Genomic DNA, 19,939 nt, shown 5'->3' with positions numbered 1-19,939 from the left:
CATGAAACGATTTGCCCGGATGGGCAGCGCCTGCGTGCTGCTCGCAATTTTTGCCGCGCCCGTGGCGGCACAGCCCGCCGCCTGGCGCATGCCGATCGAAACCAGGACGCTCGACAACGGCCTGACCGTGGTGGTGTCGGAGGACCGCAGTTCGCCGACCGTCGGCGTGAGCGTGGTCTACCGCGTCGGCATGCGCCTGGAGCCAGAGAACCGCACCGGCTTTGCCCACCTGTTCGAGCACCTGATGTTCCAGGGCACGCCGGTCGCGCCCAAGGGCACCTTCGATCGCGTGATCCAGGGCGGCGGTGGCCGGCTCAACGGCTCCACGCGCCCCGACTACACCAACTACATCGAGACCGCGCCGGTCCCCGCGCTGCGGCCGATCCTGTGGCTGGAAGCGGACCGGATGAAGACCCTGGACTTCTCCCCGGAGAACCTCAAGAACCAGCAGGACGTGGTCAAGGAAGAGATCCGCGTCAACGTGCAGAACCAGCCCTACGGCCTGTTCTTCGTCTTCGACATCAACCGCCTCGCGTTCTCGAAGTGGGCCAACGCGCACGACGGCTACGGCAGCTTCAAGGATCTCGAAGGCGCGACGCTCGCCGATGTCGAATCCTTCCACCGCGACTACTACGGTCCGAACAACGCGGTCATCGGCATCGCCGGCGACATCTCGCCGGAGGAAGCCTTCGCGATGGTCGAGGAATACTTCGGCGACATTCCGGCGCGTGCGACGCCTGCACGGCCTGACGTGTCCGAACCGCTGAACACCGAAGGCAGGCGCGAAGCGCAGGCCGACGCGCTGGCGCAGGTGCCGGCACTCGCCGTGGGCTGGAAGATGCCCGCGCGCGGCCATGCCGATCACGCGCCGATGGCGGTGCTGTCGCAGCTGCTGGCGGGCGGCGACGCGTCGCGTCTGTATCAGGGACTGGTCAAGGGCCGCGAGCAGTTGGTCAACATCGATGGCGGCCTGGGCTGGCCACTGGGCCACGCCTGGGACTACGACGGCCCGACGCTGCTGACGCTGTTCGCGCTGTACAAGCCCAATGTCGAGCCGGACGCGGTGCTGGGCGCGGTCAACGAGGAAGTCGCGCGCATCGCCGCCGAGGGCGTGCCTGCCGAGACGCTGGCCGCCGCCAAGACCAAGTTGCTGGCCGATTACGTCAACGGTCTCGAGCCCTTCATCTCGCGCGCCGACGAACTGGCCAAGGCGCAGCTGCTGTGGGGCAACGCCGAGGCGCTCAACCAGGTGCCCGGCCGGGTGCAGGCGGTGACCGTCGCCGACGTGCAGCGCGTGGCGAAGACCTATCTCACCGATGCCAACCGCACCGTCATCGACCGCGTGCCCGCCGCGATGGCGTCTGCGCGTGGCATCGCCCCGCCGGCCGCGCCGGCGCCCGCTGCAGCACCGGCGCAGGACTGAGGAGATCGACATGGACAAGCACCACATTCCGACCCGCGGCCTGCGCCCGCTCGCACTGGCGCTCGGCGCCTGCCTGTTTGCCAGCGCGGCCCATGCGCAGCAGCCGTCCGCAGCCACCGCGCCGCCGACCGAACTGCCTGCGGGCCTGCCCGATTACGGCGCCGACCGGCCGTTGCCCGAGCTGGGACTGATCGAACGGCGCCTCGACAATGGCCTGACCGTCTGGGTGCTGCCGCGCCAGGACGGCCTGCCGAAGGTGGACTACGTGCTCGCCGTCCGCGGTGGGCTGGCCAGTGATCCCGCGACGCTGCCGGGCATGTCGAACCTGCTGGCCGGCTTGCTGCAGGAAGGGACCGCCACGCGCAGCTCGGTGCAGATCGCAGAGGAACTGCAGCGTCTGGGCGCGTCGATCGGCGCGAGTGCCAGCAGCGACGGCGTGTTCGTCACCGCGTCCGGCCTGTCGTCGTCGGCGCAGCCACTGGCCGCGGTTTTCGCGGACGTCGTGCGCAATCCGGCGTTTCCGGCCAACGAGGTCCAGCTGGCCAAGACCAATGCACTGCAGGGCCTCAAGGCGATGCAGGCGCAGCCGGCCTATCAGGCGAACCGGGCGATGGGACGCGTGCTCTTCGGCGCGCATCCCTACGGCAACATGTTGCCGACCGAAGCCGGGATCGAAGGCACCGACGCCGCCGGCCTCGCAGCCGCCCACGCAGCGCGGTTCCATCCCGAGCGCGCGCTGCTGGTGATTGCCGGTCCGGTGACGGAGCGCGAGGCAATGGCGCTGGCGCAATCGGCGTTCGGCGACTGGCGCGGCGCGGACACGACGGTGACGGACGTGGCTGCCCCGGACTATCCGGCCGGGCCCCGATTCGTACTGGTGCCGCGCGCGGGCAGCGTGCAGTCGGCGGTGCGCATCGGTCGGCCTGCATTCGATGCCGACGATGAGCGCGCGATTCCGGCGGCGCTGGCCAATACCATCCTCGGCGGCGGTTTTGACAGCCGCCTGATGCGCAACCTGCGCGAGGACAAGGGCTACACCTATGGCGCGGGCAGCAGCTTCGGCCTGCGCGCGCAGGGCGGCGCATTCCAGGCCCAGGCCGACGTGCGCAACGAGGTGACCGGCGCGGCAATCGGCGAGTTCTTCAAGGAGTTCGAGCAGATGCGCAACGTCGTCGTCGATTCCGACGAGCTGCTGCGCGCCAAGCGCTTCACCGCCGGCACCTACCTGTTCCAGAACCAGCTGCAGGGCGCGGTGGCGGCGGCGCTGGCGTCGAACTGGGTGCTTGGCCGCCCGGCCGACTACCTCAGCAGCTACGTCGACAAGGCCAACGCGGTGACAGCTGCCCAGGTGCAGTCGGTCGCGCGCGAGTTCTTCGATCCGAAGCAGCAGAGCATCGTCGTGGTCGGCGACGCGGCAGTCGCGGATCAGCTGAAGGGCTACGGGACGTTCGGCAGCGCGGAGTGAGTGCGCGGCATCCGTGATGCGAAGAGGCCCCGCCTGCCCGGCGGGGCCTTTTTCTTGCCTGTTCCGGTCGCGTGACCGGCTGCCGGGAGCTGCGATGGCATGCAGGTGCCTGAGCGTGTCGACGCCGGGCGCAGGCCATTCGCATCTCATGCGACCGGCGGATCATCGACGTGGGACGCGAGGTGTCGTCCGTGGTGACGGCCTCAGGCGACGGCGTCGGCCGTCCGTGCACCGGAACGGTTGAGCCAGGCCGCGAACGCGGCTGCGGTCAGAAACATCAGCAGGCTGTAGACCGCTGCCGGCGCCGACATGGTCGCGTTGCCGAGCACGCTGAGCGCGATGAAGATCGCCAGCGTGCCGTTGTGGATCCCGATCTCCATCGCGATCGCGATGGCCTGCCGGCGCGGCAGCTTCAGCGCTCGCGGCGCGGCGTAGCCCATGCCCATGCTGACGAGATTGAACAGCAGACAGGCGATGCCGACGGCGGCGAAGTAGGCCAGCAGTGTGTCCCAGGTGCTGGCGACGGCCGCGACGATCAGCAGCGCGAGCACGACCACCGACAGCAGCCGGATCGGCTTTTCCATGCGCGCCGCGAAGCCGGTGGCAAACGCCCGGACCAGCATGCCGATGCTGACCGGCAGCAGGATGATCAGCGCGACCTCGACGATCTTGCGCGTCGGCGGCGGCACGTACTGGCCGGCGCCGAGGAAGAATTCCAGCGACAGGTCGAGGATGACCGGCAGCGTGACCAGGCACAGCACGCTGTTGACTGCGGTCAGGGTGATGTTGAGTGCGACGTCGCCGCGCGCGATGTGGCTGTAGATGTTCGCGGTCGCGCCGCCCGGCGAAGCGGCGAGCAACATCAGGCCGACCGCGAGCTCAGGCGGCAGGCGGAACAGCAGTGCCAGCGCCAGTGCCGCCCACGGCAGCACGCCGATCTGCAGGACGAGTCCGGTCAGCACCGCGCGTGGATAACGTGCGACCCGGCGGAAATCATCGAGGCCCAGACCGAGGCCCAGGCCGAACATGATCACGCCGAGTGCGAGCGGCAGCAGCAATGTGGTCAGCAACGATGCCTGCATGGACTTCCCCGGACGTGGCTAGAGCGAAAGCGTCAGTTGGCGAGGTGGGTACGCCCGAGAGCGAGCCTGCCGCCACACCAGGCCAGCGGGACCGGGCCGATCAGCCCCGGCAGCGTCATCCAGAGCGGATGCGGCAGCATCCACGCATTGAGCAGCACGCCGAGTACCAGCAGCAGGCCGACGGCGATCGCCGCCGCCATCCGGCGTGCGCGTGCGAAACGCGCGGCGACCCAGCCGCCGCAGACGGCGGCGATCAGCCAGCCGAGCAGGACCCAGACCAGTTTTCCGGTCGGTGCATTGGCGACGATCGTGGCGAGATCGGCGTCTTCGGCGAGCTGGCCGGCCGGCATCGGGAACATCCAGGTGCCGACGAATTCGAGCCCCAGCATCACCATCATGGCGACCAGCATGCCGAGCATCACCGAGAACATCGTACGGATCATGGCGCCTCCCCCGCGCGCGACCGGCGTGCAGGATCGCCCGGTGGGTGGAGCAGGGCAAGCCGCAGCGCGGCACGTTGTACTGGAGCACCGTGCGGCGCCGCGTGGCCGGGCGGCCGGCTGGCGCGGTTGCCGCCTGGGTCCTTGCCGGGCCATGCACCGCCAATCCGCGGGGACGCGGCGCCCCGGCCACCGGATCCGGCACTGCGGACTGTATCGACCGCCGGCATCATGTCGGCGCGGATAGCCGGCGCGCGCGCCGGCCGGCGGGCCTCAGCGCGTCGCCTCCGTCTCCGCCTCCGCCTCCGCTGTCGGCGAGGCCGCGGGTCGCGCATCCGCACGTCCGCGCTGCGCCGCGAGCCAGGCATCGATCTTCGCCTCGAGCACCGGCAACGGCACTGCGCCGTCCTTGAGCACTTCGGTGTGGAACTCGCGGATGTCGAAGCCCTCGCCCAGGGCGTCCTGGCTGCGCTTGCGCAGCTCCTGGATCTTCAGCTCGCCGATCTTGTAAGCCAGTGCCTGGCCGGGCCAGGCGATGTAGCGCTCGGCCTCGGCGATCGCGTCGGGTTCGCTGACCGAGGCATTGGCGAACATGTAGTCGAGCACCTGCTGCCGCGTCCAACCCTTGCTGTGCAGGCCGGTGTCGACGACCAGGCGCACGGCGCGCCACAGTTCGCCCTGCAGCCGACCGAAGTAGTCGTAGGGGTCGGCATAGATGCCCAGTTCGCGGCCCAGGCTCTCGGCATACAGGCCCCAGCCCTCGATGAAGACGGTCTCGCCGCCGAACCGGCGGAAGGCCGGCAGGTCGGTCAGTTCCTGCTGCAGTGCAAGCTGGAAATGATGGCCGGGAATCGCCTCGTGCAGGAACAGGTCCTCGGCGTCCCAGCGCTTGCGCGTGGGCAGGTCGAAGGTGTTGACGTAGAAGATGCCCGGACGGCTGCCATCCTCGCTCGGGGGCAGGTATTCGCCGCCCGCAGCCGATTCCGCCCGGAAGTCCTCGATCGGCCGGATCTCGAACCCGGCCTTGGGGGTCAGCGAGAACAGTTCGGGAACCCGGGCTGCAATCGTCTTCTCGATGCCCCGGTAGTGCGCGAGCAGCGCCTGCTCGGAACGGAACTCGAAGCGGCGGTCGCTCTGCATGAAGCGGAAGAAGTCCTGCAGCGAGCCCTCGAACCCCGTCTCGGCCATGACGGTGCGGATCTCCGCGTGGATGCGTGCCACCTCGTCGAGGCCGATCTGGTGGATCGCCTCGGGCGTGAGGTCGGACGTGGTCTGCTGACGGGTCGAGAATGCATACCAGGCCATGCCGTCGGGCAGGGCGTCGAGTCCCACGCTGTCGCGGGTATGCGGCAGATAGTCATTGGCGATGAAGTCGCGCTGGCGCCGGATGGCCGGATTGAGCTGCTCGGTGATCAGGCTGCGGAAGGCGGCGGTCAGCCGTTCGCGCTCGGGAGCGGGGACGTCGTCGGGGAAGTTCGCAACCGGGCCCCAGAACGGGCTCTTCTCCGGATCCTCGACGAGGATCGCATCGAACTGTGGCAACACCTTTTCCATCAGCACGCGGGGCTGGACCACGTTGGACTCGATGCCGATACGCATGTTGGCGATCTCGGTGTCGAGTACGGTGGGGATCCGCGCCGCGCGGCGCAGCCAGGCGTCGTAGTCGGCGACGCTCGCGAACGGCTGCGCGGTCTGGCCCGAGCCCAGCAGCACCGCGTAGCTGACCGTGCTGCCCATCTGGTTGACCGGCATCATCCAGCCCGGGAAGCGTTCGGCGTCCAGTGCATCGCGCCGGTCCTGGACGAAGATCCGATAGCTCAGCAGGTCCTGGCCCTCGAGGCCGGCACTGCCGATCGCTTCGACCGTTTTCAGCCAGCGCTCGTTGAAGGCGCGGAGCTGTTCGCGGTATTGGGCGCTGGCGAAGTCGGGCAGCTGGTCGTTGTAGCGCGGGTCCCCGAGGAAGGTCGCCTGCACCGGGTTGAGCTTGAGCAGTTCTTCCCAGTACTCGGTGTAGTGCGTGGCCAGCCGCGCGGCGCGCGCGGGCGCGTCTTCGGCAGGCACTTCCGCCGCTGCGGTCGTGTCGGGCGTGGGCGCGGCGCGGTCGCAGCCGGCAAGGCCACTGCTGGCTGCGACGGCGACGGCGATGGCAAGAACGAGCGGCTGCTTCATGACGGGGCTCCGGAAGGTCGATCGATGCTGAGCAGCGTGTAGTCGCTCGGCAAGGGCCGGAGGTCACGCTGTCACAGATCGGTGCCGTGCCTGGGTACCGTGCCCGGTCGGTCGAACGGAATCGTGTCCGGCGCCACCGCGCCGCCGGAAATGATGAAGCTCATCGCCTGGTCGACGGTCCAGTCGGTCGGGGTGAGCTTCTCCAGCGGCACGATTTCCAGATACCCAGAGGTCGGATTGGGCGTGGTGGGCACGTAGACGGCCGCGAGTTCACGCCCGGTGCCCTGTTCGCGGATCACCCGGGTCACGAAGCCGACGGACTTCATTTCCCGGTGCGGGAAGTCGATCAGCACCACGCGCTGGGTGCCGTCGGGCTTGGTCTGCAGGATGTCGAGCAGCTTGCGTGCGCTCGAATAGATGACATTGGCCAGCGGGATGCGCTGCACCAGTGCTTCGAGCCAGCCCAGCAGGCGCTGGCCGACGACCCGCCGCGCCAGCCAGCCCACGCCGAGGATGAGCACGAGGGTCGCCAGCAGCGCGATCGTCGCCTGGACCGAAACGGCATTGATCCACCCAAGCGAGTTCGGAAAGCCCGCGGCAATGCCGTGCGCGAGCGGGCCGACCAAGGGACGGCTGATATCCGACAGCAGCACGAATACGAACTTGACGACGATCCAGGTGAGCCAGATCGGCAGCAGGGTCAACAGGCCGGTCAGGAACAGGCGCTGCAGGCGTCCGCCCAGGGTGTGGGCACTCATGGCGTTTCAGGCGTGAATGGGGGAACCCGACATCATGCGCCCGGCGCCCGGTCTTCGGAAGTGCGGCATCTGTCGCCAGGTGTTCAGGGCAGGTGGGCCAGGCGGAAACCGACATCGTCATAGCCGCGGCGCGGGTCGAGCGCGCGGCTGCTCAGCTCGTCGCGCTGGCTGCGGCCGGCGGCGATGCGGTCCTTGCATGCGGCCGCGCAGTCGCTGCGCCATTCCGCCGGACCCATCGCGCGGGTCGCGACGCTGGCGCCCTGGGCGGTCGAGGCGACGACGATGCTGCGGCCTTCGCGTTCGCTGCGCCACCGCGCGTATTCCATGGCGTCGTCCCACGACACGCAGACCACCGGATCGCTCGGCGACTGCTCGAAGCCGGGATCTTCCCAGTTCTTCGGAGCCAGTGCCCGCAGCACCGAGCCGCGGGCACGGCAGGAGGCGGACTTGTGACCGGTGGCCGCGACGAAGGCGGCGTAGTCGGCGCGGCTGACCGGTGCATTGGCGATCGCGTAGGCGCCGTCGGGCCCGCGCACCACCCGGGCGCCACCGGCAACACGTGCAGCCAACGCCGCGACATCGGGAATGGTCATGGCCAGCCGGCGCAGGCGCGTCGTGACCGCCGCATCGATACCGGCCGCCTCCGCAGCCGCCAAAGCAGCGAGTGCATCGGCACGGTCGACAGCGGCTGCCGCAGCGGCGATGCGCGCGTCGGCTGCGGTCTCCACTTTCGCGCGCAGCTGGCGCATTGCCTCGCCTTCGGCCTGGCCGGTGGCCGCCGCGTGCTGGCGCGCGGCGGTCAGCATGGCGGCCGCTTCAGCGTGCGCGCCCTTGGCGATCAGCGCGCCGGCGCGCGCGGCAGCAGCATCCAAGGCGCGGGCGGAGACCGGCGCGAAGCGCAGATGTTCGCGATCGGCACGCCAGGCACGGGTCAGCGATTCGAACGCGTTCGCCCCCTCGGGCGCAGCCAGATGCCCGGCCTGCATCCGGCGTTCCGCCTCGAGCAGGTACCGGTCCGCCTGCGAGACCGGCGCCACGCGCGCCGCCGCGGGATCGACGAGCTCCATCGGCCCGGTCGCGGCCGTGCCGGACATGTCGTCGCGTGCGAGGCCCTGCGCATCGCTGGGTTCAGGGCTGGGGAGCATTCTGGCCTGCGCCGCGGCCTGCGTATCCGGGTCCGGTTGGGTGGCCGGGCGAAGCAGCAGGCCGATACCGGCTGCCAGCACCAGTACCGCCGGTATCCACAGCAGCGGCGGGACGCGCCTGGCGCCGGCCCCGGCCCGGCGCAGCGCGCCTTCGATCAGCGGAGCACTGCGTCCGCCACGCAGCGGCACCTCGGCCAGCGCCTGCAGCATCTGGTTCGCATCGGCGAATCGCCGGCCCGGTGATTTCGCAAGGGCGCGGTCGATGAAGCGCTGCCAGTGGCGCAGCGCCGGCGGCAGTCGCGGAATCGGATTCTGGGTGTGCGCTAGTGCCATCGAGAGTGCGTCGTCGGCCTGGTAGGGCAGGCTGCCGTTGAGCATTTCCCAGGCCAGCACGCCAACGCTGTAGAGATCGGCGCGGAAATCCACCTGCTGTCCGCGCGCCTGTTCCGGCGCCATGTAGGCGGTGCTGCCGACGGCGAGCCCCACCATCGTCACGCGCGTGCCGTAACCACGCCGCAGGGCGATGCCGAAGTCGGCCAGCAGCGGGCGGTCGGCTTCGTCGAACAAGACGTTCTCGGCCTTGACGTCGCGATGGATCACCCCGCGCGCATGCGCATAGGCCAGTGCCGAGAGCAGGGCGCGCAACACTTCGCGTACCCGGCCATGGTCCCGGGTGAGGTCGCGCCGACCCAGGTGGCCGTGCGGGAGGTAGGGCATCGCGTACCACGGCAGGCCATCGGCCGTGCGGCCGACCTCGTGGATGCCGACGATGTTGGGATGCTCGAGCCGGGCGATGGTGCGGGCCTCGTTCTCGAAGCGTCGGCGGCTGACCTCGTCGGCAAGCGCCTCGGGTCGCATGACCTTGATCGCCACGTCGCGGCCGAGCGACAGCTGGGTGCCGAGATAGACGGTCGCCATGCCGCCATGGCCGACGACGCGCACCACGCGATAGCCGGTAATCTCCGGCAGCGTCATCGGCTCCTCGAGCCCGTGTACGTACTGCGACATGCGTCCCCCTGTGCGGCCGACAGCATACCCACCGGGTCGCAGAAAACGGTGTGATGTCGTTGGCGCTACCGAGCGCGTGCATTGCCGGGCATGGCAGACTCCGCTGGCCGCAGGAGCGCGGCCAGCAGGGGGATCATGGATGCGTTGGTTGAACTATCTGGGTTTGGGGTTGGTGGTGACGGCGACGGTACTGTCGCTGCTGTGGGGCGCGTCGCGACTGCGCGGACCGACGCCGGAACAACGTGCGGCACTGGCGCTTATGGAAGCGCCGAACGTGTTCCATGGGCGCAACGTGTTCGACGCGCTGTGGGTGCTGCGGCGTGACGTGCCCGATGCGGAGGTCGCGGCGGTGGTGGACGCCGACATGCAGGCGCTGACCACGGCCTGGCGCGAGCGCAGTCCCCCGCTGTCGTTCAAGTCCGCCCGCGCCCGCTATCGCGACCTGCTTGTGGACAACGCCGCCACCCCTCACTGCGGAAATGCCGGATCGGACTGTCTCGAAAAAGTCGGCGCTTCGCTGGACGCGTATGCCGCGCTGGTGCAGTCCAATCGCCACCTGATCGAACGGGTGCAGGCATTGCGGAGCTACGATCACTATCTCTCGCGCCTGCCGCCCGATTCCACAGGCCTGCTGTCTGTTCCCGTCGGCCTGCTGAGCTGGCCGGTCACTGCGCACGCCGTGCAGTTTGCGAAGGGCGACCGGATCGGCGCGATCGACGCGACCTGCCGCGATCTCGCGACGTGGCGACGAATCGGGCACAACAGCGACGAGCTGATCGTACGGACGTACGGGATGGCGCTGACCACCAATGGCTATGGGGCGCTGCTGGCCAGCATGCTGGCGGACATGCCGGCCGGAACGGCGTTGCCCGGCAGTTGCCATGCGGCACTCGTCGCGCCAGTGGCCGCGGAATGGTCAAGCTGTCCGGCCATGCGTGGCGCGTTTGCGACGAGCATGGATGTGGTCCAGCAGATCCCCGAGATGCGCGAGCACAACGCGTGGAGCTGGCTGGTCCTGGATCGTGATGCCTCCCGGGCGCTGTTCGCCGAGCAGATGAGTGTGCCCTGCGCGGCGCAGCCGCTGCCGGACACGGGTCCGCAGGTCTCCAGCGCCAGCAGGCCCATCTGGCGGCGTTTCGAATGCATCGCGAACTTCGGGGGCTGTGTTATCGCCAACGTCGGGGGACCCACTTACCAACCCCTTGCCGCGCGGGGACACGATTACGGTGCGCGTCTGCAGCTGCTCGGCACGCTGGCCTGGCTGCGCGAGCAGCCCGACGACGGGAGCCTCGCCGAACGTCTGGCGCGCCGTCCGGAAGGTCTTCGCAGCGCGGACCGCGACATCACCATCGGTGCCGATGGGCGCACGATCGGCATCGCGCAGCGCTATACCAGCCCCGTCGACACCTGGTCGCTGCCCCTGCCGGCCTATCTGGTCGAGGCGGTCGCGTCGGCCGACTGAGACGCGCGCCGCTTGCGGCGCACGTAGATCTGCTTGCGCACGCGGGCCACCAGCTCGCCCGACGCATCGAGCACATCGGTGGTGAACCAGTGCAGGTGCTTGCTGCCGTCGGCGGTCGCCGCGCGGATCGTCTCGACCGTCGCGTCATCGAGGTCGAAGCTCGCGTGCACGGTACCGCGGCCGGGGCGGACGAACTCGATCTCGGCGGCCTTGTCCCAGACCACGTGTTCGCTGCCGAGCGCGCGCAGGGTGAGGATCATCCAGAACGGGTCGGTCATCGCGAACAGGCTGCCGCCGAAGTGCGTGCCGACATAGTTGCTGTTGAACCAGCGCTGGCGCAGTTCGACGCGCGCATGCCGGAACCGCGCGTCGATCGCGGTCACCCGGATCCCGGTGAACAGGAACGGTGGCCACAGGTTGAACATCAGTCGGGCGCGGCGGGGTGTCATGGCAGTGCGATCGGCGGGGGCGCCGATCTTGCCATACGCAGCTGTACGGTGCCTGTGGCCGTGGCCGGATCAGAACAGCAGCGAGGCCATCTTGCGGCGATAGCGGCCGACCAGCGCAGGATCCTCGACGATGCGGAACGCATCGATCAACGCCTTGCGCGGCAGTCCGTCTTGGAAGTCGCGATCGCGGCTGAGCATCTCGATGAACTGCTCGAAGCCCGCCTCTGCGTCTCCCGCGACGATATGGCGCACGCCCAGCTGGTGGCGGGCGGTCAGATTGCCCGGATCGGCCGCGATCGCGGACTGCAATGCCTCCACCGGCGGCGCGTCGGCCAGCAGGGTCGCGAAGTCCAGGCGCGCGCGGGCCTTGATGGTGCGGTCGTCGGTGGCGAGATTGGCCGGCAGGCCATCGAGCAGGCTTTCGGCCTCCTGCGCCGCGCCGGTCTGCAGCAGCGCAAGGGCGAGATCGAGCCGCAGCTCTGCCTTGTCGGGCTCGGCTGCGATCGCCTCGCGCAGCCGGGCGACTTCCGCGGCGGGGTCGAGCGGGGCCGGGGCGGCGTCTTCGGCAGGCGCCCCTTCCGCGGGCGTGATGCCATGGCGCTGGAGGAATTCGCGGACCTCGCCTTCGGGCAGCGCGCCGGGGAACCCGTCGACCGGCTGCCCACCGACCAGCAGGAACACGGTGGGCACCGAGCGGATCTGGAAGGCCGCGGCGATCTGCTGCTCCTTGTCGACATCCACCTTGGCCAGCACGAACGCGCCGTTGTATTCGGCCGCCAGCTTCTCCAGCACCGGTCCAAGCGACTTGCACGGCCCGCACCATTCGGCCCAGAAATCGATCAGTACCGGGGTCTGCAAGGACTTCTGCAGGACCTCCGTCTCGAAGTTGGCGGTGGTCGCGTCGAAGACGTGGCGGGGGGCGTCGGTAGCGGGGGCGTTGCCGTCGAGGAGCATGCGGAAATCCTTGGAAGGGGAAGCGCCGTGCGCGATCACAAGCAGATGGCGACGGCCGCGCAGGATACAACCATGTAAAAGATAGTTGACATCAGCTTATACAAATGTAAATTGCTTTTTACCTTGTGTTCGGTGGAGCGGACATCATGACGACACGGACTGTGTATGCGCCTGATGCGGGCTGGGCGTCGATCTGGGCTGCGATCTGGCCGACGGTGGTCTTCATCGGTTTTGGTGTTCTGTTCATCGCAAGGGAACCGGCTTGGCGCGCGCTCACACTCGGGCCCGTCATGGTCCTCCTGATCTGCGTTGCTTGGGGCGCGTGGCGAAGCACGCGGTTGTCGGCGGATGGCGAGGGGCCATCGGCGACGGAAACCGACGCCCGGAATTCGGGGCAGATCTTCCTCGCGGGCGTGATCTTTCTGCAGATGATCGCCGCCGATCGACTCGGCGACGGCTGGTTTCCGTATCTGATGCTGTTCGCCTATGGCGGTGCGGTCGTCGCCGCGCCGGCCCTGCGGAAGTACCGACTTGCGCAGCGGCTGCGCCATGGCGGCATCCTCGAGGACGAGCGCGATCGTGCGATCCAGGCGGACGGCATGCGATGGTCGAAGCGCACGCTGGAAGTGCTGATCGTCGTCGGGGCGCTGGCCTATACCATTCTCGTCGCGCACGCGGGCATTGCGCTCGATGCGCGCGCCACAGTTGCAGCGGCTTTCGTTTCAATGTTCGTCGCCAATGGAATCGGCAACTGGCGGGCTGCGGTGCTGTACGGCCGTGATCGTCGCTAAGGGCGGCCCGATGACCGGCACACCCATCGCCAACGAGATCCGGCGCCTGCGTTTCGAGCACGGCGAAATGACCCAGCAGGCCTTGGCCGAGGCCTGCCAGGTCACGCGGCAGACGATCATCGCGCTGGAGGCGGGGCGCTATGCGCCATCGCTGGAACTGGCATTCCGCATCGCACGGGCCTTCGGGGTCGGCGTCGAGGACGTGTTCCGGTGGGCGGCATGAGGCGCCCCGATCTGGTGCTGTGCGCCGCCGCGCACGCTTGCAGCCTGCTCACGCTGCTGATCGCGGCGGCGTTGACCGGCGTGCCGGCCGCTGCGCCGCTGGCGCTTCCCGGCGCGACCGGCATGCCCTTGTCATGGGTGTTCAACGTACTGGCCTGGATCGGGCCCGGCCTGGTCGTTGCAGCGGTCGCGCTGCGGCTACGGGGCCGACTTCCACGTTCGGGCATGGGCGCCGGCATCGCCCTGCGGCTGATGCTGCTGGCGGCACTGGCGTTCGCGGCGCAGGGCTTGCTGCCGCTCGATCCCGAGGCGCTCGACGCCGGCATGAGTCGCTGGCATGCCGCCACGTGGATGGTCTGGATGCTCGCCTTTGTCGCCGCTGCGTTGCTGTCGGGTATTGCATTGCCGAGTGTGCGCTGGCCGTCGCTGATCCTGTGCGCGACGGTCGCGATCTGCCTGTTCGCGCCGATGCTGGTCGGCCCCGAGATCGCGACGCGGTTGGCTTTGGCGTGCTGGTGGGCGTGGACCCTGTTGCTGGCGTGGCGGCTGCCACGCCAGCATTGACGCGGTTCAGTCGGCGGCGATTGCCGGCGCGTCCGGCATGCGGTGCACGCGGCCGGCCTGCATGACGAAGTCGACCGCCATCACCACGTTGATGTCCGCTACCGGATCACCCGGCATCGCGATGATGTCGGCGCGCTTGCCGGCTTCAATGACGCCCTGGTCGTCGACGCCGAGCACGGTGGCGGCATGCAGCGTCGCCGACTGCAGCGCATAGGCGGCCGGAATGCCGGCCTCCACCATGTAGATGAACTCGCGCGCGTTGTCGCCGTGCGGGCCGACCCCCTGGTCGGTGCCGAACGCGATCGGCACGCCGGCGCGATAGGCACGCGCGGCGGTGTCCTGGATCTGCGCGCCGATGGTCGCGGCCTTGGGTCGCACGACTTCCGGAAAGTAGCCCGGCTCCTTCGCCTTGTCGGCGACGAAGCGGCCTGCATAGATCGTGGGCACATACCAGGTGCCGCGCTGCTTCATCAGCCGCATCACTTCCTCGTCCATGTGGGTGCCGTGCTCGATGCTGGTGACGCCGGCGAGCACCGCGCGCTTCATTCCCTCCGTGCCGTGCGCATGGGCGGCGACGCGATAGCCGTAGTCGCGGGCGGTATCGACGATCGCCTGGACCTCGTCGACGGTGAACTGCGGCGCATCGCCGCTGCGCGCGTAGCTCAACACGCCGCCGGTGGCGGTGATCTTGATGACGTCGCTGCCGTCCTTGTAGCGCTGGCGCACGGCCTGGCGCGCATCGTCGACCGAATTGATGACGCCTTCGGTCGGGCCGGGCGGGCCGAGCAGGTGCGAGAGCATGGAGTTGTAGCCATTGCTCGGATCGGCGTGGCCGCCGGTGGTGGCGATCGACTTGCCGGCGGCAAAAATCCGCGGTCCCTCGACCAGTCCCTGGTTGACCGCATCGCGCAGGTGCGGACTGACTTCGCCGCCAAGGTCGCGCACGCTCGTGAAACCGGCATCGAGCGTCTTGCGCGCGTAGCCGACGGCGCGGAACGCGTAGTCCACCGGATCGAGACGGAACCCTTCGGACTAGCTCGCTGGGCTGGACTGCGACCCCAGATGCACGTGGAGATCGGTCCACCCCGGCGAACAGGTGCGCTCCGCGAGCACGATCGAGTCCACATCGCCGCCGAGCTTGGCCCGGCCGGGAATCACTTCGCGGATCCGCCCGTCCTCGACCAGAATGGTGTGCTCGCCGAGTACGCGTCCGCTGCGCGCATCGAACAGGCGCTCGCAGTGGAGGGCGGTCTGCGTGGCGGCGATGGCGCCGATGGGCGACAGCAGGGTCGCGGCCAGCAGGGCAGAGGACGACAGGCGAACACGTGAAGCCATGGGCAACTCCGGAACGGCGGCGGTTCCGGATTGAAGCACGCCTGCGCGATGTGCAGGGATCAGGGCGCGTACGACACGTGCAGCACGCGGTTGCGGCCTTCGGCCTTGGCACGGTAGAGCGTTGCGTCGGCCATCTGCAGCAACAGGTGGGGCGCGTAGCCATCACCGGGGAAGGTCGCGATGCCGATCGAGATCGTCACCGGCCCGAGCTGCTGCCCCAGGTGCTGCACCGTCGTCATTTCCACCTGGCGCCGGATCCGCTCGGCGCGCGCGCAGGCGCTCGCAGCGTCGAGTTCCGGCATGACCAGGGTGAACTCCTCGCCGCCGTAGCGGCAGGCGATGTCCTCGTCACGCACGGCGGCCTCGATCTGGCGTCCGATCTGCGAGAGCAAAGCGTCGCCGGCGGCGTGGCCATGGGTGTCGTTGAAGCGCTTGAAATGGTCGACGTCGAGCATCAGCACCGACAGGGGCAGGCCCCGGCGCTCGCAGCGCTGCAGCTCGCGGCCCAGGCTCTCTTCGAGATACCGGCGGTTGAACAGCCCGGTCAGCGGGTCGCGCAGGGATTGCGTCCGTAGGGTCTCGCGCAACTGCAGGTTGGCGATCGCCAGTCCCAGCTGCTCGGCCAGCTGGCCGATGAGCTCGTCGATGCCGTCGCCATGGTCGACCTGCTCGGTCGGCGCGCTGACGTGCAGCAGGCCGATCGAGCCGCTCTGCGCACTCAGCGGCAGGCAGATCGAGGTGACGCCCGGCGCCGGCATGCCCGGGTCGAGATGGCCGCAGCCCAGTTGCCTGCGGTCGACGCCCGCGAGCATGTGCATCTGGCCGCGACGCAGCGCCCAGCAGTCCTCGGGCAGCAAGGCATCGGGGCTGCTGATCATCGCTTCGCCGAAGCTCGCGACGCTGTCGTGGAATTTCTGCGAAGCGCGCAGAAGATAGATCCGGCCACTGGCGCCAGGCAGCAGCCGCAGGATCGTCTCGATCGACAGCTGCACGATCTCATCGCGCGTCGTGCAGCTCTGCAGGAGCCCGGAATACCGGCTCAGCTCGTGCCGCTGCCGGGACAGGCGGTTGACCTGGTCCATGCTCAACGCCATCTCGTGCGCCGCGCCACGGGCCTCCTTCTCCAGCCCGAGGGCGCGACGGTTCTCGCGGGTGAGGCTCTTCATGAGAATCACCATGATCGCGCCCGAGGCGAGCATCCCCAGGATCACGATCACGCTCAGCTGCACCGCCTGCCGGTGGTTGGCCGCCTTGCGCTCGGCAAGCAGGCGCAGCTCGTCGCGACGCATCTGCGAGCCGATCCCCTCGATTTCACCCCATTGCCGCAGCACGGTTCCCGGATCGGTCGCCAGCCGCGCCGCTTCGGCGCCGCGGGCTTCCTGCAGGTCGTGCACGCGGCGCAGTTCGGCGAGATGCTGCCGGGCGATATCGCGCAGGTGCCTCGCCCGCGTGTCCTGGTCCGGGTTGTCGCGGATCAGCATCGTCAGGGCTTCGATGGTCCTGTCGACTTCGGGCGCCGCCGCGAGGTACTCGCTGCGGAAATCGGGATGACCCGTCAAGCGATACGCCCGCGCATTCGCCTCCACGGCCCGGATGGAGCGCTCGACCACCTCGATCTGGTTGATCACCTCGTAGCTGTGCTCGATCCACGCATTGCTGCTGCGCAGGCCGGCGACAGCGGTCAGGCTGGCGATCGCCACGCCCACCAGCAGCACCAGGGCGACAGCGAACGCAGGCAGGCGATACCGCGAGATCCTGGACGGGGATGCGGGCAAGGCGGGAGATCCGGGAACGGGGCCGGGGATTCTAGCCAGTGCGCACCGGCCCATGGGTTTGGCCGCTGATCCATGGCGGCGGTCCCGGCGCTGCGGTAGGCTTCCCGCTTGTATCGCAGCACAGCAGCGCATCCCGTGTCCAACGAGCCCTTCGTCGATTCCACTGCCTATCAACCCGCTCCGGTGGAGTCCGACGCCCAGCGGTTCTGGACCACGACCCGTGCCTTCGAAGTCACCGAGCGGCCCGACAAGCCCAAGTACTACTGCCTGTCGATGCTCCCGTATCCATCGGGCGCGCTGCACATGGGGCACGTGCGCAATTACACGCTCAGCGACGTCATCAGCCGCTACCAGCGCATGACCGGCAAGAACGTGCTGCAGCCGATGGGCTGGGACGCGTTCGGCCTGCCGGCCGAGAACGCGGCGATCAAGAACGGCACCGCGCCGGCCAAGTGGACCTACGCCAACATCGCGCACATGCGTGGCCAGCTGCAGTCGCTGGGCTATGCGATCGACTGGAGCCGCGAGTTCGCGACCTGTGCGCCGGACTACTACGTCCACGAGCAGCGCATGTTCGTGCGGCTGATGAAGAAGGGCCTGGCCTACCGCCGCAACTCGGTCGTCAACTGGGATCCGGTCGATCAGACGGTGCTCGCCAACGAGCAGGTCATCGACGGTCGCGGCTGGCGCTCCGGCGCCCTGGTGGAGAAGCGCGAGATCCCGCAGTGGTTCCTCAAGATCACCGCCTACGCCCAGGAGCTGCTCGACGGCCTCGATACGCTCGACGGCTGGCCGGATTCGGTCAAGACCATGCAGCGCAACTGGATCGGCCGCAGCGAGGGCCTGGAGTTCGCGTTCGACGTGGTCGGAAGCGACGAGAAGCTCGCGGTCTACACCACACGGCCCGATACCCTGATGGGTGTGACCTTCGTATCGGTCGCCGCCGAACATCCGCTCGCGGTCCGCGCGGCCGAAAGCGATCCCGACCTGGCGGAATTCGTTGCCGACCTGCGCCGGGGCGGAGTTTCGGAAGCCGAGCTCGAGACCCAGGTCAAGCGCGGCATGGACACCGGCCTGCGCGTACTGCACCCGATCACCGGCGAGGAAATCCCGGTCTGGGTCGCCAATTTCGTGCTGATGGGCTACGGCACCGGTGCGGTCATGGCGGTACCGGGCCACGATCAACGCGACTGGGAATTCGCCAAGGCCTATGGCCTGCCGATCAGAATGGTGGTCGTGCCGACCGACGTGCGCGATGCGCTCGAGGAAATCGGCCGCGACCGCGTTACGCATACCGATCCGATGCAGTCCGCGCTCGAGGGCGGCGCCTCGCTGGATGTCTACGACACCGGCGCTGCGGTGCAGGTCGTCGAGGAATTCGAATACCGCATCGCCGAAGAGAGCGCCTACACGGACCGCGGCTGGCTGGTGAATTCGGGCGAGTTCGACGGTCTCGATTTCCAGCAGGCGCTCGATGCCCTGGCCGCCCGCTTCGAAGCGGAGGGTCGTGGCAACCGCAAGGTGAACTTCCGCCTGCGCGACTGGGGCGTCAGCCGCCAGCGCTACTGGGGCTGCCCGATCCCGGTGATCTACTGCGATGCCTGCGGCGCGGTGCCGGTGCCCGAGGATCAGCTTCCCGTCCTGTTGCCCGAAGATGTCGAGGACGCCTTCGCCAACCCGGGCGTGGTGCAGTCGCCGATCAAGTCCAATCCCGAGTGGCGCAGGACCACGTGTCCGAGCTGCGGCGGCGCGGCCGAACGCGAGACCGACACCTTCGACACCTTCATGGAGTCGAGCTGGTACACCGCGCGTTACACCTCGCCGGGCGCGGCCGACATGGTCGACGAACGCGCCAATTACTGGACGCCGGTCGACCAGTACATCGGCGGCATCGAACACGCGATCCTGCACCTGCTGTATTTCCGCTTCTATCACCGCCTGATGCGCGATGAGGGCCTGGTGCGCAGCGACGAGCCGGTGATCAACCTGCTGACCCAGGGCATGGTCATCGCCGATACCTTCTATCGGGAGCTCGACAACGGCGGCAAGGACTGGATCAACCCGGCCGATGTCGAGATCACCCGCGACGACAAGGGCCGGATCACCGGCGCGACCTCGAAGCTGGACGGCCAGCCGGTCTCGATCGGCGGCACCGAGAAGATGTCCAAGTCGAAGAACAACGGCGTGGATCCGCAGTCGATGATCGGCAAGTACGGTGCCGATACCGTGCGCCTGTTTTCGATGTTCGCGGCGCCGCCCGAGCAGTCGCTGGAGTGGAACGAGGCCGGCGTGGAAGGCATGTCGCGGTTCCTGCGGCGCCTGTGGAACCAGGTGCACCGGCACGTGCAGGGCGGGGCAGCAGCGCGTGCCTTCGACGCGGCTGCGGCAACGCCGGCGCAGAAGACCCTGCGCCGCCAGCTGCACGAGGCGATCCAGAAGGTCGGGGACGACTACGGTCGCCGCCACAGTTTCAATACCGCGATCGCCGCGGTCATGGAACTGCTCAATCATGTGGGCAAGTTCGACGAGACGGATGCGAACGCGTGTGCGCTGCGCCAGGAAGCGTTCGAGACCATCGTGCTGCTGCTCAACCCGATCACACCGCATATCGCCCACACGCTGTGGCAGGTGCTGGGTCACGCCGAGACACTGCTCGAGGACCAGGCGTTCCCGCTGGCCGATCCGGCTGCGCTGCAGCGCGATGCCGTGACGCTCGCGGTGCAGGTGAACGGCAAGCTGCGCGGGACGATCGAGGTGGCGGTGGACCTGCCGCGGGAGACGATCGAGGCGATGGCACTGGCCGAGCCGAACGTCGCGAAGTTCCTAGACGGAGCAACCGTGCGCAAGGTGATCGTCGTGCCGGGCAAGATCGTCAACATCGTCGCCGGCTGAACCCG

The 19,939-nt window shown here is 68.6% G+C and carries 16 protein-coding genes and 1 pseudogene; 7 read left to right on the top strand and 10 right to left on the bottom strand.

From position 1 onward, the window contains the following. Window position 1 precedes the first annotated feature (1 nt). Window positions 2-1,423 (top strand): M16 family metallopeptidase, encoded by a 1,422-nt coding sequence (locus tag CNR27_RS12090; protein ID WP_245815622.1) that lies wholly within the window; start codon window positions 2-4, stop codon window positions 1,421-1,423. 10 nt (window positions 1,424-1,433) lie between these two features. Continuing rightward, window positions 1,434-2,888 carry a M16 family metallopeptidase gene (locus tag CNR27_RS12085; RefSeq protein ID WP_179948173.1) on the top strand — a complete coding sequence of 485 codons (1,455 nt, stop codon included), beginning with the start codon at window positions 1,434-1,436 and terminating at the stop codon, window positions 2,886-2,888. A 203-nt stretch (window positions 2,889-3,091) separates the two neighbouring features. Here the strand turns inward: CNR27_RS12085 and CNR27_RS12080 are convergent, their stop codons facing one another. From CNR27_RS12080 to CNR27_RS12060, 5 genes and pseudogenes are all read right to left on the bottom strand, one after another. Then, window positions 3,092-3,970, bottom strand: a complete 879-nt coding sequence (locus tag CNR27_RS12080) for a bile acid:sodium symporter family protein (RefSeq protein WP_096299113.1) — start codon at window positions 3,968-3,970, stop codon at window positions 3,092-3,094. 32 nt (window positions 3,971-4,002) lie between these two features. Beyond that, window positions 4,003-4,413, bottom strand: coding sequence for a hypothetical protein (locus CNR27_RS12075; protein WP_096299111.1), 411 nt, complete (start codon window positions 4,411-4,413; stop codon window positions 4,003-4,005). Between the two features lie 339 nt (window positions 4,414-4,752). Then, window positions 4,753-6,579 (bottom strand): annotated as a pseudogene (locus CNR27_RS12070) (DUF885 domain-containing protein); the annotation flags it as partial. Window positions 6,580-6,650: 71 nt separating this feature from the next. After that, window positions 6,651-7,337, bottom strand: a complete 687-nt coding sequence (locus CNR27_RS12065; RefSeq protein WP_096299107.1) for a DUF502 domain-containing protein — start codon at window positions 7,335-7,337, stop codon at window positions 6,651-6,653. An 83-nt stretch (window positions 7,338-7,420) separates the two neighbouring features. After that, window positions 7,421-9,490, bottom strand: coding sequence for a bifunctional serine/threonine-protein kinase/formylglycine-generating enzyme family protein (locus tag CNR27_RS12060; protein ID WP_096299105.1), 2,070 nt, complete (start codon window positions 9,488-9,490; stop codon window positions 7,421-7,423). A gap of 292 nt (window positions 9,491-9,782) precedes the next feature. On the opposite strand from CNR27_RS12060, the gene CNR27_RS12055 reads away from it, so the two are divergent. Beyond that, window positions 9,783-10,952: a hypothetical protein gene (locus CNR27_RS12055; RefSeq protein WP_157745454.1), complete on the top strand. Its 1,170-nt coding sequence runs from the start codon at window positions 9,783-9,785 to the stop codon at window positions 10,950-10,952. Here CNR27_RS12055 and CNR27_RS12050 read toward each other — a convergent pair. Further along, entirely contained in the window at window positions 10,919-11,401 is a 483-nt protein-coding gene (locus CNR27_RS12050) for a DUF4442 domain-containing protein (RefSeq protein WP_096299102.1), read from the bottom strand. The genes CNR27_RS12055 and CNR27_RS12050 overlap by 34 nt on opposite strands. A 69-nt stretch (window positions 11,402-11,470) precedes the next feature. Beyond that, window positions 11,471-12,355 carry a thioredoxin gene (gene trxA / locus CNR27_RS12045; RefSeq protein WP_096299100.1) on the bottom strand — a complete coding sequence of 295 codons (885 nt, stop codon included), beginning with the start codon at window positions 12,353-12,355 and terminating at the stop codon, window positions 11,471-11,473. Between the two features lie 146 nt (window positions 12,356-12,501). Between trxA and CNR27_RS12040 the strand changes: the two genes are divergently transcribed. From CNR27_RS12040 to CNR27_RS12030, 3 genes are read left to right on the top strand one after another with little or no spacing between them, the layout of a single operon-like run. After that, window positions 12,502-13,146: a hypothetical protein gene (locus CNR27_RS12040; protein WP_157745452.1), complete on the top strand. Its 645-nt coding sequence runs from the start codon at window positions 12,502-12,504 to the stop codon at window positions 13,144-13,146. Between the two features lie 10 nt (window positions 13,147-13,156). After that, entirely contained in the window at window positions 13,157-13,369 is a 213-nt protein-coding gene (locus CNR27_RS12035) for a helix-turn-helix transcriptional regulator (RefSeq protein WP_096299096.1), read from the top strand. Further along, a complete protein-coding gene (locus CNR27_RS12030; RefSeq protein WP_096299095.1) occupies window positions 13,366-13,932 on the top strand; it encodes a hypothetical protein in 567 nt (188 codons plus the stop codon). Before CNR27_RS12035 ends, CNR27_RS12030 begins: the two co-directional genes overlap by 4 nt. A gap of 6 nt (window positions 13,933-13,938) precedes the next feature. On the opposite strand, the gene CNR27_RS12025 is transcribed toward CNR27_RS12030, so the two are convergent. The 3 genes from CNR27_RS12025 to CNR27_RS12020 are packed head-to-tail and all read right to left on the bottom strand — an operon-like array spanning window position 13,939 to window position 17,042. After that, window positions 13,939-14,940 carry a metal-dependent hydrolase family protein gene (locus tag CNR27_RS12025; protein ID WP_245815619.1) on the bottom strand — a complete coding sequence of 334 codons (1,002 nt, stop codon included), beginning with the start codon at window positions 14,938-14,940 and terminating at the stop codon, window positions 13,939-13,941. Window positions 14,941-14,964: 24 nt separating this feature from the next. Further along, complete coding sequence (locus CNR27_RS15770; protein ID WP_245815617.1) at window positions 14,965-15,267, bottom strand: hypothetical protein; 303 nt, start codon at window positions 15,265-15,267, stop codon at window positions 14,965-14,967. 59 nt (window positions 15,268-15,326) lie between these two features. Continuing rightward, window positions 15,327-17,042 carry a sensor domain-containing diguanylate cyclase gene (locus tag CNR27_RS12020; RefSeq protein WP_158613441.1) on the bottom strand — a complete coding sequence of 572 codons (1,716 nt, stop codon included), beginning with the start codon at window positions 17,040-17,042 and terminating at the stop codon, window positions 15,327-15,329. A gap of 135 nt (window positions 17,043-17,177) precedes the next feature. On the opposite strand from CNR27_RS12020, the gene leuS reads away from it, so the two are divergent. After that, complete coding sequence (gene leuS / locus CNR27_RS12015) at window positions 17,178-19,934, top strand: leucine--tRNA ligase (RefSeq protein WP_157745449.1); 2,757 nt, start codon at window positions 17,178-17,180, stop codon at window positions 19,932-19,934. Window positions 19,935-19,939 lie beyond the last annotated feature (5 nt).

The organism is Luteimonas chenhongjianii (assembly GCF_002327105.1).
Lineage (GTDB): Bacteria > Pseudomonadota > Gammaproteobacteria > Xanthomonadales > Xanthomonadaceae > Luteimonas > Luteimonas chenhongjianii.
Note: the sequence above shows the minus strand (reverse complement) of the source record. Positions and strands in the feature narration are given on the sequence as shown.

Bases quoted from the DNA above. Each gene is read 5' to 3' on its own strand.
- CNR27_RS12090 (WP_245815622.1), top strand. From the start codon at position 2: ATGAAACGATTTGCCCGGATGGGCAGCGCCTGCGTGCTGCTCGCAATT.
- CNR27_RS12085 (WP_179948173.1), top strand. From the start codon at position 1,434: ATGGACAAGCACCACATTCCGACCCGCGGCCTGCGCCCGCTCGCACTG.
- CNR27_RS12080 (WP_096299113.1), bottom strand. From the start codon at position 3,970: ATGCAGGCATCGTTGCTGACCACATTGCTGCTGCCGCTCGCACTCGGC.
- CNR27_RS12075 (WP_096299111.1), bottom strand. From the start codon at position 4,413: ATGATCCGTACGATGTTCTCGGTGATGCTCGGCATGCTGGTCGCCATG.
- CNR27_RS12065 (WP_096299107.1), bottom strand. From the start codon at position 7,337: ATGAGTGCCCACACCCTGGGCGGACGCCTGCAGCGCCTGTTCCTGACC.
- CNR27_RS12060 (WP_096299105.1), bottom strand. From the start codon at position 9,490: ATGTCGCAGTACGTACACGGGCTCGAGGAGCCGATGACGCTGCCGGAG.
- CNR27_RS12050 (WP_096299102.1), bottom strand. From the start codon at position 11,401: ATGACACCCCGCCGCGCCCGACTGATGTTCAACCTGTGGCCACCGTTC.
- trxA (WP_096299100.1), bottom strand. From the start codon at position 12,355: ATGCTCCTCGACGGCAACGCCCCCGCTACCGACGCCCCCCGCCACGTC.
- CNR27_RS12040 (WP_157745452.1), top strand. From the start codon at position 12,502: ATGACGACACGGACTGTGTATGCGCCTGATGCGGGCTGGGCGTCGATC.
- CNR27_RS12035 (WP_096299096.1), top strand. From the start codon at position 13,157: ATGACCGGCACACCCATCGCCAACGAGATCCGGCGCCTGCGTTTCGAG.
- CNR27_RS12030 (WP_096299095.1), top strand. From the start codon at position 13,366: ATGAGGCGCCCCGATCTGGTGCTGTGCGCCGCCGCGCACGCTTGCAGC.
- CNR27_RS15770 (WP_245815617.1), bottom strand. From the start codon at position 15,267: ATGGCTTCACGTGTTCGCCTGTCGTCCTCTGCCCTGCTGGCCGCGACC.